Origin of the sequence: Anaeromusa sp. (assembly GCF_028691475.1) — a bacterium.
Taxonomy (GTDB): domain Bacteria; phylum Bacillota; class Negativicutes; order Anaeromusales; family Anaeromusaceae; genus Anaeromusa.
The window spans coordinates 22,151-37,062 of sequence record NZ_JAQUZF010000013.1 but is presented as its reverse complement, the minus strand read 5'-3'; the positions used below and the strand labels follow the sequence as shown (position 1 = coordinate 37,062).

The following is a 14,912-nucleotide window of genomic DNA, read 5'->3' as shown; positions in this document are numbered from 1 at the left end:
CTTTTTTTAATATGAACCAATTAATCTATAATGAACAAAAAGCGGCAGAATTAATAAACCTTAATGGCCGACAGCGCATGTTGTCTCAAAAAATGGCATTATATAGTTTGGAATTGATTCAAGAAACAGACGGGAACAAGCGCATATGGTTGCGCAAGCAGCTTTCAGATGCAACGATATCAATGGAAAATGCGCAAACGCGTTTAAACGGAGAAGAGTTTAGCGGGTTTGTTCAAGCCTCTTTGGAAGACAAAGAGAAAATTGATACGTATATTAAGAATGGCAATGAGGTAGTAGCTTTAAGCGAGCCAGCTTTTTCTGACGAGATGAAAAAGAAGGTTCGCGAGATGATAGAAAAATCCAACGAAGTACTTTTGAGTATTGATAATACAGTTAATCAGCAACAAAAAGAAAGTGAAGCTCGCATTGCAAAAATGTTGTATTTGCAAGGCATAAGTATGAGTGTTACCTTTTTTGTATTGCTGATAGAAGCAATCTTCCTTTTTCGTCCTATGATAAAAACTATTCGCTCGGAAACAGACCAACTGGTGGAATTAAATCAAACATTAGCAAAACTATCTTCTTTGGATGGGCTTACAGGATTAGCGAATAGACGACATTTTGATAACTTCTTGAATCATGAGTGGTTGCGCGGCATACGAGAATGTACGGGAATGTCGGCTATTATTATCGACATAGATCACTTTAAATTATTTAATGATACTTACGGACATCAAGGAGGAGATGATTGTCTTAAAAAAGTAGCTACTACTCTTCAAAAGACGGTGAAAAGATCGACAGATTTGGTTGCTCGCTATGGGGGAGAAGAATTTGTTGTTGTGTTGCCCAAAACCGATAAAAACGGTGCAATTAGGATAGCGGAAAAAATTAGAGAAGAAGTTGAAAAATTACGCATTGAACATGCTGCATCTTCAACTAGTTCTTGGGTAACAGTCAGCATAGGCGTTGCTAGTTCGAATATTTGTCATGACGGATGGAAAGAGAATCTTTTGGCTGCTGCTGACGAAGCTTTATACCAAGCCAAGAATAGCGGAAGAAACCAGGTAAAAGTAGCTGAAACAGTTGGTTTTTTAAAAGGATCTGAAACTAACAAAGAAACTTGAAAATGAACGCAGGTGATTTAATGAAACTCTGTGCCAAAAAAGAAATTGTGTTGCTAAATGAGAAAAAATCCTCGTCAGAGCACCGCTCTAACGAGGATTTTTAAAAAAGAATGATGATTGAAAATCTACTTTACCGTGAGAGCTAAATAAATCGGTGGAACATTAGACTTTTAAGCGAGTTTGGATGCGTTCAATGGCGCGAATGGTGTTTTCTCTCGTGCCGAAGGAAGTCAACCGGAAATACCCTTCGCCGGAGGGGCCGAAGCCTGCGCCAGGAGTGCCGACGATATTGGCTTCGTTCAGAAGCTTATCGAAAAAGCCCCAAGAATCAATGCCAGCCGGCGTTTTTAGCCAAATATAAGGAGCGTTGACGCCGCCGAAGACGGAGAGCCCTATTTTTTGCAGGCCTTCACGGATAATACGGGCGTTTTCCATGTAGTAGTCAATGGTTTCTTGCACTTGAGCTTGGCCTGCTTCGGAGAAGATGGCTTCTGCGCCGCGTTGAATAATATAAGGAACGCCGTTGAATTTCGTAGTGTGACGACGGTTCCAGAGCGGATTCAGAGAATGGGCTTCACCGCTTTTGGTATAAGCCATCAATTCTTTAGGCACAACCGTGTAGGCGCAGCGAGTGCCGGTAAAGCCAGCTGTTTTTGAGAAGGAGCGGAATTCAATAGCCACTTCTTTGGCGCCCTCAATTTCATAGATGCTATGGGGAATATCCGCCTCGCGAATGTAAGATTCATAGGCGGAATCAAAGAGGATAATGGATTTGTTGGCTTTGGCGTAATCCACCCATTTTTTCAGTTCGCTTTTGGAGAGGGTGGTGCCTGTAGGATTATTGGGGCAGCAAAGATAAATCATGTCTACTCGCTCTTTTGGGAAAGAAGGAATGAAATTATTCTCTGCATTGCAAGGCAAGTAGGTGACATTGGCAAAGCGACCGTCTTCCTGCAGGGTTCCTGTGCGGCCCGCCATGACATTAGTGTCTAGGTACACCGGATAAACTGGATCAGTAATGGCTACCGTGCAGTCACTGGAAAAGATTTCTTGAATGTTGGCGACGTCGCTCTTGGAACCGTCACTGACGAAGACCTCATCCGTTCCGAGTTGAATGCCGCGGCTAGCGTAGTCGTGAGCGATAATTTTTTCCACTAAGAAAGCATAGCCTTGTTCCGGGCCATAACCGCGGAAGGTATCGCTTGAGGCCATTTCGTCAACCGCTTTGTGCATAGCCTCAATAGAAGCTTGCGGCAAAGGACGAGTTACGTCTCCTATGCCTAAACGGATAATGTCCGCTTCTGGGTTTTCTTCCTTGAAGTGGGTCACGCGACGGGCAATCTCCGCAAATAAATAGCTGCCTGGTAATTTTAAGTAGTCTTCGTTTAAAAAAGCCATAAAAAATCTCCTTTCGAGCGTTGAACGTTTACTCTTAATTATACAATGGATGCATTAGAAACGGTAGGGGGAAAGGAAAATAAAGAGAGAAATAAATAGCAAATAATAATGATTTTAGTTTACCGTCAATAATTATTGTTTTCGTTAGAGACTTATGTTAAAATAAAACCATCAAAGTTCTAAAGGAGGAATTAGATTATGATTTCGGAAAAATTACAAAACGCGATTAATAAGCAGATTCAGGTGGAAATGAATTCCGCTAATATTTATCTGGCGATGTCGTTATATAGCGAAACGCAAAGCTTAGGCGGTTTTGCCTCCTGGCTGCGCATTCAATATCAAGAAGAAATGGAACATGCGTTTAAGTTTATGAACTATCTTTTGGAAAGAGGCGGCACTCCGGAGCTTTCCCAAGTTGACGCACCGGCAGCTGCTTTTGGAACGCCGTTGCAGATGTTTGAAGAAGTGCTCAAACATGAGCAGTATGTAACGAAATGCATTAACGGCTTATATGATCTGGCAGTTAAAGAAAAAGACGTAGCGGCGCAGATCTTCCTGCAGTGGTACATCACAGAGCAAGTGGAAGAAGAAGCGAGCGCTACGGCGGTAGTCGACAAGCTCCGTCTGATTGGCGACAAGAGCGTAGGCGCCATCTTCTATGTGGATAAAGAAATGGGCAAGCGCGCTCGCGGATAAGCTGAAAAATGAAGCCGTCTCCGGCAGGAGGCGGCTTTTCTGTTGTACCAAAACTAATAAAACGAACCGCGAAATACAGGAAAAACGCGAAAGGGAATTTTATGAGCTATGCGCTTCTGCATAGACGTCGGTTGCTATGCCGTCCATGGCGCAACCGACCCTAACCGCATCCGGCGGCGTCGTACTCCTGTTAAAATTCCGTAACCCTCAGTCGAACCCTCCGTGACTCCCGCGACTCTTGTTCAATCTCCGTGCCCTCTCGCGACTCCAGTTCTCCTGTTCACTCTTTATATCCTGGCAGGAAAGTGCTGGGAAAAGGAGAACTAAGACAATAACTAGCTGTTGTAAAGACGAGGAGAGGGGCGAAAGTATGCAGCGAATCGTAGTGATAGGTGGTGTGGCCGCCGGACTGAAAGCCGCCGCCAAGGTGCGTCGGTTGGATGCGGAGGCGCAAATTACCGTATTGGAGCGAGGCGAACTTGTTTCTTATGGTGCGTGCGGGTTGCCGTATTTTATCGGCGGCGAGGTGGAACAGGTTCGCCAACTGATGAGTTCGCCTTCAGGGACGCTGCGTACACCGGAGTTTTTCAAAAAGGCTAAAAACCTGGATGTTTTGACGCGGATGGAAGCTGTGGCGATCGAACGTGAGGCAAAGATCGTGCATGCTTTGGATTTGAAAACTGGCGTAAAGCGCCAATTCGCTTACGATAAATTAGTTTTGGCTACAGGCTCTTCCCCGATAAAACCAGCCTGGCCGGGGGTAGAAAAAGAGAATATTTTTCATGTATGGAGACCCCAAGACGCTACTGCTATTAGGCGGGGCCTGGAAGAGCAAAAATATGAAAAAGCGGTAGTAATTGGTGCCGGGTTGATCGGTCTGGAGATAGCGGAAGCGTTACGCATGTGGGATGTAGATGTGACGGTAGTGGAAATGAAAAATCAGCTTTTCCCGGCTCTTTTGGACGAAGACATGGCGCAGGAGCTGGAACTGTCTTTGGCGGCTAAAGGCCTGCAATTTTTGAAGGAAGAAGCAGTGGAAGCCTTTGGCGGCGATGCGCAGGTGCGTGAAGTAAAAACAGACAAACGGACTTTGACGGCGGATTTGGTGATTTTAGCATTGGGCGCAAGGCCCAATGTAGAGCTGGCTCGCCAAGCGGGGCTGGAGATTGGCACGAGCGGCGCTATTGCCGTGAATGAGTATCTGCAGACCTCGGACAAAGCTATTTTTGCGGGCGGAGACTGTGCGGAAAATACGCATAGGGTCAGCGGTGAGAAAGTATTTCTGCCTATGGGCTCAACGGCTAATAAGCATGGCCGTGTTATCGGTGAAAACCTTTGCGGCGCTGGCGTGAAATTTGGCGGGGTGCTGGGGACGGCGGTGGTCAAGCTCTTTGAAATGCAAGTGGGGCGAACCGGCTTGAATGAGCGTCAAGGTGCGGCAGCGGGCTTTGAATGCGTCAGTGTGACGGTTGCCGGCTATGATCGGCCGCATTATATGAAGGCAGCCCGCAAGGTACTGCTGAAGCTTACGGCGGATGCGGTATCGCGGCAGCTGCTGGGGATGCAGGCCTGGGGAGAAGGGGATGTTGTAAAACGGGTAGATGTGGCGGCCATGGCTCTTAGCCTGGGAGCGACTGTTGACAAGTTGTTTGACGCCGACCTTGCTTATTCGCCGCCGTTCAACAGCCCTATCGACATGTTGGCTGTTGCTGCTAATAAACTGACGGCTAAACTAGGACGTTGCTAACTTAGAAGGCTTTAATTAGGGCATAGGTGGGATAGATTTCCTACTTATGCTTCTTTTTTTTTTGCGCTGCCATGGAAAAAAGGAATCTGCTCTTAGGCGTTGAATAACTAAAGATGTATTTAATGCGTTGTTTTATGGAATATGTAGGATGTTTGCGTAAAAAAAGACTATAATAAGACCGTATTGAAACCGATATCATACAAGTAAGGAATACGAAGATGACGAGCAGGAGGTTCTGGTTTTGGAGCAGTCAACAATTATTGGGGTCGTATTAGGCGTGGTGGCCGTACTAGGCGGTATGGTTATAAAAGGAGCCAGTTTGACTTCACTGGCAAATCCAGCGGCATTCATGATTATCATTTTGGGAACGATTGCCTGTTTGTTTAATGCGTTTCCCATGCAGCAGATGAAGCAGATGCCGACGCTGTTTAAACAGTTAGTTCGGTTGCCGGAAATGATGACAAAACAGGAATTGGTGCCTTTATTTGTGGAGTTGTCTCAGACGGCGCGTCGTGAAGGCATTTTGGCGTTGGAAAGCCGGGTGGATGAAATCCAGGATCAGTTTCTAAAGAGCGGTTTGAGCATGGTTATTGACGGTTTGGATCCGGACTTCGTAGCGGACGTGCTGGATGCGGAAATTCGCAGCATGGAAGAGCGTCATCGTAATGGAGCGCAGATGTTCAGTCAAGCAGGAACCTATGCCCCTACGCTTGGCGTATTGGGAGCTGTGGTTGGTTTGATTGCCGCCTTGGGTAACTTGTCTGATATTGACAAACTAGGACCAGCTATTGCAGCCGCCTTTGTGGCGACTCTTTTGGGTATTTTTACCGGTTATGTACTGTGGCATCCTTTTGCTAACAAGTTGAAAATCATGTCCGGCAAGGAATCGGAAATACGCAAGATGATGGTGGAGGGAATTTTGTCCTTGCAGGCTGGCGATTCGCCTACGGCGATTGAGGCAAAACTGATGGTCTTTATTCCGGCGAATGAGCGGGCTGGTTTGAAGCCTAAGAAAGAGGAGTAGTCTCTGATGGCCAGAAAAAAGCACCACGAAGCACATCATGAAGAACATATTGACGAAACCTGGCTGGTTCCGTACGCTGATATTTTGACATTGCTCTTAGCCTTGTTTATTGTACTGTTTGCTGCAGCTCAGGTGGATCAGAAGAAATTCGAGCAAATTGCGGCTTCACTCAATGTAGCTTTTAGCGGTCAGGCTATGCTGGATAGTGCTCCAGGGCAGCCGGCTGTAACGCCGGGGCAGCCGCCGACGCCCCAAGGCATGAATGCTTCCGGGATGAATGAAGCTAAGGAACAGGCTTTTTTGAAAGAGTCCATGGATTTGATGGAAGCGCAGAAGAAGCTGGAACAGTATATCAAGAACAACAATCTTGCAGGGGACTTGCAGACGGTGATGACCGAAGACGGTTTGATGATTCGTATTCGGGACAGCGCTCTCTTTCCATCGGGAAGTGCGACTTTGTTACCGCAGTCGCAGCGTTTTGCCGGTGAGATTGCTAAAATGCTGGCTGTGCTGAATCAACGGATCACCGTGTCAGGTCATACGGATAATGTGCCAATTAATACTCGGGAATTTCCATCTAACTGGGAACTGAGCTCGCAACGGGCTGTTAATTTTATGCGCTATTTGATCGCGGATAACTCATTAAAACCAGAACGTTTCAGTGCGATCGGCTATGGAGAGTATCGGCCGATTATGACCAATGAAACGCCGGAGGGACGTTCGAAAAATCGGCGTGTGGAAGTGCTGATTATGCGCTCGACGCGGCTGTAGGAAGTGGAAAGAACCTCTTGCGTACAAATTGTACCGCAAGAGGTTCTTTTTGAAATGAAAGAGGTGTAAACCTGCATGCGCATTATTGGCATAGGGTTGGATTTAGTGGAAGTGGACCGGGTGGCCAAAGCCATTGAGCGGCCTCGCTTTTTGGAACGAGTATATACGCCCGGGGAAATTGCCTCTTGTGAGGGGCGCGGTGCTGGACGAGCGGCTTCCTATGCAGCTCGCTTTGCCGCGAAGGAAGCCTTTCTCAAGGCTTTGGGTACAGGCCTGCGCGGCGGCACGCTGCAGGATGTAGAAGTGCTAAATGATGTATTAGGAAAGCCTAAGCTGGTAGTGCACGGCTTTTTTAGAGAATTGGCAGCCAAACATGGCGTTATCGATATTCATTTGTCTTTGACGCATACAAGAATGTATGCGGCTGCGCAATGCCTTTTATGGGGAACGGAGGGGTTAGAGCATGCAAGTAGCGACGGCAGCGCAGATGCGGGCCTGCGATCAAATCACCATTGAAAAATATGGCTTTCCTGGTCAAATGTTAATGGAACATGCCGGCGCGGCGGTGACGCGTCATATGTCGCAGGTCTTTAGCGGGCTGGCAGGTAAAAAAGTGCTTTTCTTTTGCGGTAAGGGAAATAATGGAGGCGACGGCTTTGTGGCTGCGCGCCATGCCTTGTGCCAAAACGCGAAGGTGAAGGTTTTTCTGGCGATGTCCGAAGAGATGGTCAACGGAGACGCTCGGTTTCATTTGGAACTTTTGCGCCGGTATGGAGGCGAAGTTATTGTGCTGCGCGAAGAGCGGGACTGGGAAAAGGCGCGGTTGAGCATTCTCTTTGCGGACGTTCTGGTGGATGCTCTTGTAGGTACTGGGTTCCGAGGTGTGTTGGGGGAAGGACTGGCTCGAGCGGCTCGGCTGATGAATCAAAGCGGGTTGCCGGTTTGGGCGGTAGATTTGCCTAGCGGCGTGGAGGCGGATACAGGTCAAGTATCTCCAGATGCGGTGCAAGCGGCCTATACGGTTACTTTTGCCTTGCCCAAGCCAGGGCTGCTTTTTTATCCTGGCGCTGCCTGTACAGGCGGCTGGATGGCGGCGGATATAGGCATGCCGCCGGAGGTGCTGGACGGAGTCGGGATTCAGCAGCAGTTGACTACGGCTGCGTTCGTGCGCCAATTATTGCCGACCAGGCCGGAAGATGCTCATAAAGGAACTAACGGCAGAGTGTTGGTGGCGGCAGGAAGCTTGTCTTTTTGCGGCGCCGCCTGCCTAGCGGCGGAAGGGGCTGTGCGCGCCGGCGCCGGTTTGGTTACGTTAGCGACGCCTGCGTCCTTGCAGCCCACAGCAGCTTTGAAGCTGACAGAGGTGATGACAAGGCCGCTGCCGGAGGCGGCAGATGGCGGCTGGCATAGTGAAGCGGCGGAGCGCCTGCTGGAGTGGGCTGGTTCGATGAATGCCCTGGCCATAGGACCTGGCATAGGCAGGCAAGAAAGCACCTTGGCTTGCGTGAGAAAGGTGGCGCGGGCGGTGGAGACGCCGCTGGTAGTGGATGCCGACGGGCTGTATGCTTTTTGCGGCCAAGCTGAAATTCTTGCGGGGCGTAAAGTGCCAGCTGTTTTGACGCCCCATCCGGGAGAATTGGCGGCCTTGTTGGAGTGCAGCGCTGCGGAAGTCAATGCGGACCGTTTGGGGATCGCTAAATTAGCGGCGGAAGCCTGGCAGGCAGTGGTAGTGCTGAAAGGAGCGGGAACTGTCATTGCCGCTCCCGGCGGGGAAGCTTGGATTAATCCCACAGGCAACGAAGGTATGGCGACAGGCGGCTGTGGTGATGTGCTGACAGGCATAATTGCAGCGCTCTTGGGGCAGGGCATGGCGCCGGATGCAGCTGCGGTGGCAGGGGTTTACCTGCACGGCTTGGCAGGCGATATTGTAGCGGAAACCGGCAGGATCGGCATGGCGGCAGGAGACATTGTCGCCGCTTTGGCGACTGCGCGGCATGCCTTGACGGAGAAAACGGTTTGACACTGGGAGGCATGCCTTTTATAATAGGTATATAATTGCTTTGACTATGGTTGTTGAGATGCAGGCGAGTGCCTAGAGAGCGGAGGTAGCTTGGATGTCTGATTTGCGCCAAATCGTTGTCACCCTTCCCAGCTCCTTAGTGCAAGAGGTGGGCGGTGTGGCAAAGGAAAAACAGTGCTCGGTGAGCCAGTGCTTTGAGGATGCCGTGGAAATTTATCTGCAGGCTCGCAAGCGGGAACAAATGCGGCGCGGCTATGAGGAAATGGCTGCCATTAATTTGGGCCTTGCGGAAGAGGCTCCTGTAGTTGATGTGGAATGCTTTTCCTTGTCCATGATGTGGATGGAAGGTAAAAGCTGATGGCGATACGGCGAGGGGATGTTTTCTATGCAAACCTGAGCCCTGTTGTCGGCTCCGAGCAAGGCGGACACCGGCCAGTGTTGGTTGTGCAGAATGATGTGGGCAATCGCTACAGTCCCACTGTGATTATTGCGGCGATTACTTCACAAATTTCTAAAGCTAAGCTGCCTACGCATGTAGAAGTGGCGGCGCAGCGCTTTCAACTCGAAAAAGACTCTGTTATCTTGTTGGAACAAATCCGGACCATTGATAAGCGAAGGCTGCAGGAGAAAGTGACGCACCTGGATGCCGATATGATGCGTAAGGTAGATGAAGCACTCAAGATCAGTCTGGGGCTGATACCCGTCTGACGTACATAAAGGCGGCATGCTGCGGCGTGCCGCCTTTCGTTTTGGGAAGCTACGGCTTCTGGGGATTTAAAGGAGGGTATTTTTTGCGACGCATAGTTCGTTTTTTATGCTTATTTTTGCTGCTGCTATGCTTTAGCGCTGCATCTGTGGCCGAGGCGGCCTCGCAGGCGACGCAGGTGCAGGGGGTGAAATCTCATGTGCATACCGATGCGGTGACAGGCGCCGCGAAGCTGCGGCTCGTTTTGGATTTGAACGGGCCTTTGACAGTGCCGGAAGCGGCGGTGTCGGCTACGCCGCTTCCTAATTTGACGTTGTCCTTGCCGGGAGTAAAATTGGGCAAAGGGGTTAAAGCGTCCTATCAGTTGGATGGGAAAATTGCCAATACGGCGGTTTTTAAGCGCAGCGGCTCGGATCTTGCTTTAACGGTGAATTTGCCGGGCGTGGTGCAGGCGGGAGATTACAAGGTGTTCACCTTGCCGGCGGACGATAAGGCTGGACGCCCTTTCCGCGTTGTGCTGGACATCCAGTTGTCATCGGCGCCTTTGACTAAGTTGAAATTTTCTGCTGGCTTGAAAGGAAAAGTGGTCGCTATTGACCCGGGGCATGGCGGTAGCGATTCAGGCGCTCTTGGGCCGAGCGGCCTTAAAGAGAAGGATGTTACCTTGGCAGTGGCCATGCGCACGAAAGCTCTTTTGGAAAAGTCAGGCGCTCGTGTGATTATGACTCGCATGACGGACAAGGATGTCTTTGGACCTAATGCGAGCAATGTAGAAGAGCTGAGTGCGAGGACGGCAGTGGCGAACAACGCTAAAGCGGATGCGTTTGTCAGTATTCATAACGACTCTTTTAGCAGCGCCACGGCTAGCGGTACTAGCAGCTTCTACTATGAGAAGACGAAATACGACGGCATGCTGGCGGATTGTTTGCAGGAGCAGCTGCTTAATGCCGGCGGGCGCAATGACCGAGGGGCCAATACAGCTAATTTTTATGTAATCAAAAGGACGGTTATGCCGGCTGCCTTAGTGGAATTAGCCTTTATTTCCAATTCGGAAGAAGAACGTTTATTGGCCTCGCCGACGTTTCAACAAAAAATGGCTAACGCCATTGTGATGGGCTTGGATAGCTTTTTCCGCAAGGCCGCAGCGTCAGGGGGTGTCCAATGATGCGGGATATAACCATAGCTTGCTTTTTAATGGCGGCGCTCTTTTTAGGCGGCTGCGCAAGCGACATGAAACCATCAGCGGCGCAGACGCCGGCAACAACGCCTGGAGCGGCGGCAACGCCTCCGGCAGCCGTGCTTGTGCCGCCGGGGGATACGTCGCAGCCGGAGCCGGGTACAATGCGCATAAAGGTATACAGAGGGTCTAACGATGCCAAATGGCTGCTGCCGGAAGTTTTTCAAGTGAAGAAAAATGATCACCCGGCCCGAACCGCCATGGAACTGCTGGCGGCTCCGCCTCATGGAAACGGTATGGTGGGTTTGTTGCCCAAGGAAGCAAAAATCAAGGGGCTGTGGGTTAAGGACGAAATTGCTTACGTGGATTTTAGCGAGGCGATTGCCCAGAGCGCTGGCTCTACGAGCGAACGTCTTTTAGTGGCGGCTATTGTGAACACGTTGACGGAATTTCCCGAAGTGCAAAGCGTGCAGTTTTTAGTGGAAGGCAAGCGCCGCGCTACATTGCAGGGGCATGTGGACATTAGCGAACCCCTGAGTCGCTCGGAAAAAATAATTAAACGCTAGCTCGTCCTTCGCAAGCCGCCGATTGCTTCGGCGGCTTTGTTATGCTACAATAACTAGTAAATAATTGCATAGTAGCCACTAGGGGAGCGAAAGCTGAGAAACTGCTGCGGCGGTTGACCCTTGGAACCTGATTCTGGGTAATGCCAGCGTAGGGAAGTGGGACAAAATCGTAAAGATTTTGCAACCCTCTCTTTGCGGAGAGGGTCCCTTGTATTATCGCCACTCTCTCTTAGCGGCTGCATGCCGTCCGGCGCAAGCTGGAACGAGAAGGAGGAAAAAACATGGCAACACAAATGCAGTTGGCAAGACAAGGCAAGATTACCGAGGTTATGGCCGCAGTAGCTAAAGCGGAGGGGATGGCGCCAGAGGCGTTGCGAGAAAAAGTGGCGGCAGGTACGGTGGCGATATGCGCCAATGTCAATCATACGTCCTTGCGTCCGTTTGGTTTTGGCGAGGGCCTTTCGACCAAAGTAAATGCTAACATCGGCACGTCCAGTGCCTTCCCGGACTTAGAGCCGGAGCTGGCTAAGCTGGATGCAGCTATTGCTGCAGGGGCCCATGCGGTAATGGATTTGTCTACTGGCGATAATATTGACGCGTCCCGGCGAGCGATTATTGAACGCTCGACCGTTGCTGTTGGTACAGTACCTATCTATCAAGCTACGGTGGAAGCTATTAAAAGCAAGGGTTCCATTATGGAGATGACTGCAGACGACATGCTGCATGTCATTGAGAAACAGGCGGCGGACGGCGCTGATTTTATGACGCTTCACTGCGGCATTACGATGGAAAGCATCGGCAGGCTGCGCCGGGAAGGTCGCGTGATGGACATTGTCAGCCGCGGCGGTTCGTTCTTGACTGGCTGGATGCTCCATAATAATAAGGAAAATCCCTTGTATGAGCGTTATGATGATTTGCTGGACATCTGTCTGCGTCATGATGCGACCATCAGCTTAGGCGACGGGTTGCGTCCCGGCTGTTTGGCGGATGCCACTGACCGGGGTCAATTGCAGGAATTGCTGATTTTGGGCGAGCTAGTTGACCGCGCCTGGGCCAAAGGCGTGCAGGTGCTTGTGGAAGGACCCGGTCATGTGCCTTATGACCAGATTGAGGCCAATGTGAAGCTGCAGAAGCGCCTTTGCAAAGGCGCTCCGTTCTATGTGCTGGGGCCGTTGGTTACCGATGTGGCCCCAGGTTATGATCATATTACGGCCGCCATTGGCGGTACGCTGGCTGCGGCTGCAGGAGCTGACTTCTTGTGCTATGTGACGCCGGCGGAACATTTAGCGCTGCCGACCATTGACGATGTACGTGAAGGCGTAATGGCTTCGCGGATTGCCGCTCATGCTGCGGATATTGTGAAAGGCGTGCCTGGTGCGAAAGAGTGGGACTTGTCGATGGCGAAAGCCCGTAAAGCCTTGGATTGGGAAGGCCAGATTTCTTTGGCTTTGGATCCGGAAAAAGCGCGCCGCTATCGGCAGGAGCGAAATGCCGGCAACGCGGAAGCTTGTTCCATGTGCGGCGATTATTGCGCCATGAAGATTGTCAGCGAGCATCTGGGAAAATCGGGCGGTTCTTGCTAAAAGGACGCTTATAGATTCTCTGATCCTGGCATCTGTTTATAGAAGTACCGCAATGAAGCGGGGGACTCTTTCTTTAGAAAGGGGCCCTCGGCTTTCTTTTTTCAGCAGGGAATTGCTTGTTGGTCAAGAATAAACAAAACAGATGCTATCTTTTTAGGATGGGAGCTATAAGACTATGAAAATATGCGAAGTAGGCGAATTTGGCCTGATTCGTTTACTCCAGGAGGAAACTCAGACTCCTGGGGTGATTGTCGGTATTGGCGATGACGCCGCTGTAGTGCAGCCGACCCCAGATCATGTGACGCTGTTAACAACCGATATGCTGGTGGAAGGCGTGCATTTTATTTTGACCACTACCGATGCTTGGAGCCTTGGTTGGAAGGCTATGGCGGCCAATCTCAGCGATATTGCCGCCATGGGAGGCAATCCGCGCCATGCGTTGATTTCTTTGGCGCTGCCTCAGGACTGCCAGGTGGAATTTGTGCAACACCTTTATCAAGGCATGCGGGCGCTGGCTAAAGAATATAACGTGGGCATTATTGGCGGGGATACTGTTTCCTCCTTGCAAGGATTGGTCTTAAATGTGGTTGTTACCGGCGAGGCGCTGCCTCAGAAGGTATGTTACCGCAGCGGCGCTCAGTGCGGCGATGTAGTGGCCTTGACCGGTACGGTGGGCGATTCTGCCGCAGGGCTGTGGCTGCTGGGGCAAAAGGAAGCCCAAGAAGAGCCTTGGGCCAAGCCTTTGCAAGAGCGGCATTTACGTCCTAGACCGCAAGTTGCCTGGGGCAAGATACTAGGCGAAGCCGGCATAAACAGCCTCAATGACATTAGCGACGGCTTGGCCAGTGAGGCCAATGAAATCGCCGAAGCCAGCGGGGTGTCTATAGAACTGCGGGCGGCTGACGTTCCGCTTTCGCCAGAGGTGCTGCAGGCTGCGGGGCGGGCTCGGATCAATCCTTTGGAATGGGCTCTTTACGGCGGCGAGGATTACCAGCTTCTTAGCACGATGTCGCCGGATACGCTGGCGCAGCTGCAACGTGAGATGCCGCAGCTGCCTTTGGCGGTGATCGGCACAGTCAGCCGGGGACAGGGAGTCTATTTGCGTCAGAGCGACGGGCAGCGGGCGCTGCTGCAGCCGCGGGGGTATAATCATTTCCAACAGGAGGATTTGTAATGTCTTGGAAATGGAAGACGGCGTCGCCGGAGGAAACTTGGAAACTGGCGCAGCGTCTGGGAACGTTGCTGCGCGGCAAAGAAGTGCTTTGTCTTTCCGGTGACCTGGGGGCGGGGAAAACACTTTTTTCGCAAGGCTTGGCTAGCGGTCTAGGCGTGGCGGAGGATGTAACAAGCCCGACCTTTACGTTAATGAACGTATACCAAAGCGGCAAAGGGGAAATGTATCACTTTGATCTGTATCGCTTAGAAGATGCTTCACAGCTTTGGGACATTGATTTTTACACGTACGTAGAAGGGCGGGGCATCGCGCTTATCGAGTGGCCGGATGCTTTTTGGGAGGAAATGCCTGCTGAGCATTTGCGCATTTATCTGCGCTGTGGCGCGGCGCAGGATGAACGAGAGCTTGAATTGGAGCCCCATGGCGAGGGCTATCAAAGATTGTGTGAGGAGTTGAAAGCAGATGCCGGTATTGGCTCTTGAGACGGCTACTTTGGTTTCCGGCGTAGCTTTAGCGACTGAGTCGGCTCTTTTGGCGGAGTGGAAGCTGGAAACGACGAAAACTCATTCGGAGCTGTTGCTGCCGCATATTGAAATGCTGCTGCAGGCGGCGCAGGTGGAAAAACAGCAGCTGCAGGCAGTGGCGGTCAGTCTTGGCCCCGGATCGTTTACAGGGCTGCGCATCGGCTTAGCGACGGCGAAAGCCTTGGCTTACGCTCTGGGCATTCCCCTTATCGGCGTGCCGACATTGGAAGCGCTGGCCTATAACTGTCCCGCGCCGGGATTATTGCTATCGCCATTTTTGGATGCGCAGAAAGGTAATGTGTACCAAGGGCGTTATCGCATAGAAAATGGGCGGGTTGTGGAAGCGCAGCCGCCGCGGGTGATAGCCTTCCGGACGGCTCTGGAAGAATTGATTGCAGCTGG

Annotated in this window: 16 protein-coding genes and 1 riboswitch; of the genes, 15 read left to right on the top strand and 1 reads right to left on the bottom strand. The window is 51.0% G+C overall.

What is annotated here, in order from left to right:
* Positions 1 to 1,124 (top strand): diguanylate cyclase (locus PHF27_RS03520; protein ID WP_300066096.1); only part of this gene is annotated, 1,124 nt, incomplete at its 5' end.
* Between the two features lie 162 nt (positions 1,125 to 1,286).
* Here the strand turns inward: PHF27_RS03520 and PHF27_RS03515 are convergent.
* Positions 1,287 to 2,522, bottom strand: a complete 1,236-nt coding sequence (locus PHF27_RS03515) for an LL-diaminopimelate aminotransferase (RefSeq protein WP_300066093.1) — start codon at positions 2,520 to 2,522, stop codon at positions 1,287 to 1,289.
* A 198-nt stretch (positions 2,523 to 2,720) separates the two neighbouring features.
* Here PHF27_RS03515 and PHF27_RS03510 point away from each other — a divergent pair, with 198 nt between their 5' ends.
* The 14 genes from PHF27_RS03510 to tsaB form a co-directional block, all read left to right on the top strand.
* Positions 2,721 to 3,218, top strand: coding sequence for a ferritin (locus tag PHF27_RS03510; RefSeq protein WP_300066090.1), 498 nt, complete (start codon positions 2,721 to 2,723; stop codon positions 3,216 to 3,218).
* A gap of 370 nt (positions 3,219 to 3,588) precedes the next feature.
* A complete protein-coding gene (locus tag PHF27_RS03505) occupies positions 3,589 to 4,965 on the top strand; it encodes an FAD-dependent oxidoreductase (RefSeq protein ID WP_300066087.1) in 1,377 nt (458 codons plus the stop codon).
* A 241-nt stretch (positions 4,966 to 5,206) separates the two neighbouring features.
* Positions 5,207 to 5,989: a flagellar motor stator protein MotA gene (motA, locus tag PHF27_RS03500; protein WP_300066084.1), complete on the top strand. Its 783-nt coding sequence runs from the start codon at positions 5,207 to 5,209 to the stop codon at positions 5,987 to 5,989.
* A 6-nt stretch (positions 5,990 to 5,995) separates the two neighbouring features.
* On the top strand, positions 5,996 to 6,760 hold the full coding sequence (locus PHF27_RS03495; protein ID WP_300066081.1) for a flagellar motor protein MotB: 765 nt from the start codon (positions 5,996 to 5,998) through the stop codon (positions 6,758 to 6,760).
* A gap of 75 nt (positions 6,761 to 6,835) precedes the next feature.
* On the top strand, positions 6,836 to 7,276 hold the full coding sequence (gene acpS, locus PHF27_RS03490) for a holo-ACP synthase (protein ID WP_300066078.1): 441 nt from the start codon (positions 6,836 to 6,838) through the stop codon (positions 7,274 to 7,276).
* Positions 7,224 to 8,780 (top strand): NAD(P)H-hydrate dehydratase, encoded by a 1,557-nt coding sequence (locus tag PHF27_RS03485; protein WP_300066075.1) that lies wholly within the window; start codon positions 7,224 to 7,226, stop codon positions 8,778 to 8,780. Before acpS ends, PHF27_RS03485 begins: the two co-directional genes overlap by 53 nt.
* Positions 8,781 to 8,874: 94 nt before the next feature.
* The gene (locus PHF27_RS03480) at positions 8,875 to 9,138 is read left to right on the top strand and encodes a CopG family transcriptional regulator (RefSeq protein ID WP_300066072.1); all 264 of its coding nucleotides are present in this window, start codon (positions 8,875 to 8,877) and stop codon (positions 9,136 to 9,138) included.
* Positions 9,138 to 9,488, top strand: coding sequence for a type II toxin-antitoxin system PemK/MazF family toxin (locus tag PHF27_RS03475; protein ID WP_026319458.1), 351 nt, complete (start codon positions 9,138 to 9,140; stop codon positions 9,486 to 9,488). Before PHF27_RS03480 ends, PHF27_RS03475 begins: the two co-directional genes overlap by 1 nt.
* 83 nt (positions 9,489 to 9,571) lie before the next feature.
* Complete coding sequence (locus PHF27_RS03470; RefSeq protein ID WP_300066066.1) at positions 9,572 to 10,651, top strand: N-acetylmuramoyl-L-alanine amidase; 1,080 nt, start codon at positions 9,572 to 9,574, stop codon at positions 10,649 to 10,651.
* Complete coding sequence (locus tag PHF27_RS03465; protein ID WP_300066063.1) at positions 10,648 to 11,229, top strand: GerMN domain-containing protein; 582 nt, start codon at positions 10,648 to 10,650, stop codon at positions 11,227 to 11,229. Before PHF27_RS03470 ends, PHF27_RS03465 begins: the two co-directional genes overlap by 4 nt.
* 70 nt (positions 11,230 to 11,299) lie before the next feature.
* Positions 11,300 to 11,401, top strand: a riboswitch (TPP riboswitch).
* 109 nt (positions 11,402 to 11,510) lie between these two features.
* Complete coding sequence (gene thiC, locus PHF27_RS03460; RefSeq protein ID WP_300066060.1) at positions 11,511 to 12,812, top strand: phosphomethylpyrimidine synthase ThiC; 1,302 nt, start codon at positions 11,511 to 11,513, stop codon at positions 12,810 to 12,812.
* A gap of 175 nt (positions 12,813 to 12,987) precedes the next feature.
* A complete protein-coding gene (gene thiL, locus PHF27_RS03455; protein ID WP_300066057.1) occupies positions 12,988 to 13,986 on the top strand; it encodes a thiamine-phosphate kinase in 999 nt (332 codons plus the stop codon).
* A complete protein-coding gene (gene tsaE, locus PHF27_RS03450) occupies positions 13,986 to 14,468 on the top strand; it encodes a tRNA (adenosine(37)-N6)-threonylcarbamoyltransferase complex ATPase subunit type 1 TsaE (RefSeq protein WP_300066054.1) in 483 nt (160 codons plus the stop codon). Before thiL ends, tsaE begins: the two co-directional genes overlap by 1 nt.
* The coding region (gene tsaB / locus PHF27_RS03445) for a tRNA (adenosine(37)-N6)-threonylcarbamoyltransferase complex dimerization subunit type 1 TsaB (protein ID WP_300066051.1) at positions 14,449 to 14,912 on the top strand (464 nt) is incomplete at its 3' end. The genes tsaE and tsaB, both read left to right, overlap by 20 nt.